This is a genomic window from Aeromonas rivuli (genome assembly GCF_000820045.1).
Classification (GTDB): Bacteria; Pseudomonadota; Gammaproteobacteria; order Enterobacterales; family Aeromonadaceae; genus Aeromonas; species Aeromonas rivuli.
This window is the reverse complement of the sequence record NZ_CDBJ01000088.1, coordinates 1-3,300: the sequence shown is the minus strand read 5'-3', so window position 1 is coordinate 3,300 and position 3,300 is coordinate 1. Positions and strand designations below refer to the sequence as shown.

At 52.1% G+C, this 3,300-nt stretch carries 2 rRNA genes; both read left to right on the top strand.

Annotated features, from left to right (window positions below):
* The first annotated feature begins 156 nt into the window (after positions 1–156).
* Positions 157–3,046: ribosomal RNA gene (locus BN1130_RS19315) — 23S ribosomal RNA — on the top strand.
* A 127-nt stretch (positions 3,047–3,173) separates the two neighbouring features.
* Positions 3,174–3,288: ribosomal RNA gene (rrf, locus tag BN1130_RS19310) — 5S ribosomal RNA — on the top strand.
* Positions 3,289–3,300 lie beyond the last annotated feature (12 nt).

Below are 3,300 nucleotides of genomic sequence, written 5' to 3'. Positions count from 1 at the left end.
TGCTCTTTAACAATCTGGAAAGCTGATTTAAAAAGTAGTTCTCAAACATTTGTTACAAGTGCTTTGGAAACTTCTTGGCGAAAACCAAAATTTATTTTGGTCCTTGTTGTACTTCAACAAGTCGCGTCGTTTCGACGACACTTCTTGGGGTTGTATGGTTAAGTGACTAAGCGTACATGGTGGATGCCTTGGCAGTCAGAGGCGATGAAGGACGTACTAACCTGCGATAAGCTGTGAGAAGTCGGTAAGAGACGCTATTACTCACAGATTTCCGAATGGGGAAACCCACCCAGCACAAGCTGGGTATCGTTAAGTGAATACATAGCTTAACGAGGCGAACCGGGAGAACTGAAACATCTAAGTACCCCGAGGAAAAGAAATCAACCGAGATTCCCTTAGTAGCGGCGAGCGAACGGGGATTAGCCCTTAAGCAACTTGGAAGTTAGTGGAATGGTCCTGGAAAGGCCAGCGATACAGGGTGATAGCCCCGTACATGAAAACGACCTTGTTGTGAAATCGAGTAGGGCGGGACACGTGACATCCTGTCTGAATATGGGGGGACCATCCTCCAAGGCTAAATACTCCTGACTGACCGATAGTGAACCAGTACCGTGAGGGAAAGGCGAAAAGAACCCCTGTGAGGGGAGTGAAATAGAACCTGAAACCGTGTACGTACAAGCAGTGGGAGCCCTTCGGGGTGACTGCGTACCTTTTGTATAATGGGTCAGCGACTTACATTTTGTAGCGAGGTTAACCGTATAGGGGAGCCGTAGGGAAACCGAGTCTTAACTGGGCGTCTAGTTGCAAGGTGTAGACCCGAAACCGGGTGATCTAGCCATGGGCAGGTTGAAGGTTGAGTAACATCAACTGGAGGACCGAACCCACTAACGTTGCAAAGTTAGGGGATGACCTGTGGCTGGGGGTGAAAGGCCAATCAAACTCGGAGATAGCTGGTTCTCCCCGAAAGCTATTTAGGTAGCGCCTCGGACGAATACTACTGGGGGTAGAGCACTGTTTGGACTAGGGGGTCATCCCGACTTACCAACTCCATGCAAACTCCGAATACCAGTAAGTAATATCCGGGAGACACACGGCGGGTGCTAACGTCCGTCGTGAAGAGGGAAACAACCCAGACCGCCGGCTAAGGTCCCAAAGTTCTGGTTAAGTGGGAAACGATGTGGGAAGGCTCAGACAGCTAGGATGTTGGCTTAGAAGCAGCCATCATTTAAAGAAAGCGTAATAGCTCACTAGTCGAGTCGGCCTGCGCGGAAGATGTAACGGGGCTCAAACCAGGCACCGAAGCCGCGGATTCACACTTATGTGTGAGTGGTAGGGGAGCGTTCTGTAAGTCTGCGAAGGTGTATCGAGAGGTATGCTGGAGATATCAGAAGTGCGAATGCTGACGTAAGTAACGATAAAGGGGGTGAAAAGCCTCCTCGCCGGAAGACCAAGGGTTCCTGTCCAACGTTAATCGGGGCAGGGTGAGTCGACCCCTAAGGTGAGGCCGAAAGGCGTAATCGATGGGAAGCAGGTTAATATTCCTGCACGACTTGTAATTGCGATGGGGGGACGGAGAAGGCTAGGTGGGCCAGGCGACGGTTGTCCTGGTGAAAGTGCGTAGGCGGTATCTCTAGGCAAATCCGGAGATGCAACGCTGAGACACGAGACGAAGCCACTACGGTGGTGAAGCCATTGATGCCATGCTTCCAGGAAAAGCCTCTAAGCTTCAGATTACAAGTCATCGTACCCCAAACCGACACAGGTGGTCGGGTAGAGAATACCAAGGCGCTTGAGAGAACTCGGGTGAAGGAACTAGGCAAAATAGAACCGTAACTTCGGGAGAAGGTTCGCTCTTGACAGTGAAGTCCCTTGCGGATGGAGCAGTTGGGAGTCGCAGTGACCAGATGGCTGGGACTGTTTATCAAAAACACAGCACTCTGCAAACACGAAAGTGGACGTATAGGGTGTGACACCTGCCCGGTGCCGGAAGGTTAATTGATGGGGTTAGCGCAAGCGAAGCTCTTGATCGAAGCCCCGGTAAACGGCGGCCGTAACTATAACGGTCCTAAGGTAGCGAAATTCCTTGTCGGGTAAGTTCCGACCTGCACGAATGGTGTAACCATGGCCATGCTGTCTCCACCCGAGACTCAGTGAAATCGAATTCGCCGTGAAGATGCGGTGTACCCGCGGCTAGACGGAAAGACCCCGTGAACCTTTACTACAGCTTGGCACTGAACATTGAACCTACATGTGTAGGATAGGTGGGAGGCTTTGAAGCGATAACGCTAGTTGTCGTGGAGCCGTCCTTGAAATACCACCCTTGTATGTTTGATGTTCTAACGCAGGGCCCTGAATCGGGCTCGCGGACAGTGCCTGGTGGGTAGTTTGACTGGGGCGGTCTCCTCCCAAAGAGTAACGGAGGAGCACGAAGGTTGGCTAATCCTGGTCGGACATCAGGAGGTTAGTGCAATGGCATAAGCCAGCTTAACTGCGAGACGGACAGGTCGAGCAGGTACGAAAGTAGGTCATAGTGATCCGGTGGTTCTGAATGGAAGGGCCATCGCTCAACGGATAAAAGGTACTCCGGGGATAACAGGCTGATACCGCCCAAGAGTTCATATCGACGGCGGTGTTTGGCACCTCGATGTCGGCTCATCACATCCTGGGGCTGAAGTCGGTCCCAAGGGTATGGCTGTTCGCCATTTAAAGTGGTACGCGAGCTGGGTTCAGAACGTCGTGAGACAGTTCGGTCCCTATCTGCCGTGGGCGTTGGATGATTGAAGGGAGTTGCTCCTAGTACGAGAGGACCGGAGTGAACGAACCTCTGGTGTTCGGGTTGTCACGCCAGTGGCACTGCCCGGTAGCTAAGTTCGGAATCGATAACCGCTGAAAGCATCTAAGCGGGAAGCGAGCCCTGAGATGAGTCATCCCTGACCCCTTGAGGGTCCTAAAGGGCCGTTGGAGACCACAACGTTGATAGGTGGGGTGTGTAAGCGCGGCGACGTGTTGAGCTAACCCATACTAATTACCCGTGAGGCTTAACCATACAACACCCAAGAAGTGTTCTAAGGCTTGTAGCAAATACCAAGCGAACTACTAACTAATTCAGTGATAGTGACAAGCCAATAAGGGCAGAGTCGTTATTCACGTCAGCTTTCCGGATGAAGTTTTTGCCTGGCGGCCATAGCGCCGTGGACCCACCTGATCCCATGCCGAACTCAGAAGTGAAACGCGGTAGCGCCGATGGTAGTGTGGCATTCGCCATGCGAGAGTAGGACACTGCCAGGCTCCTAATTAGAC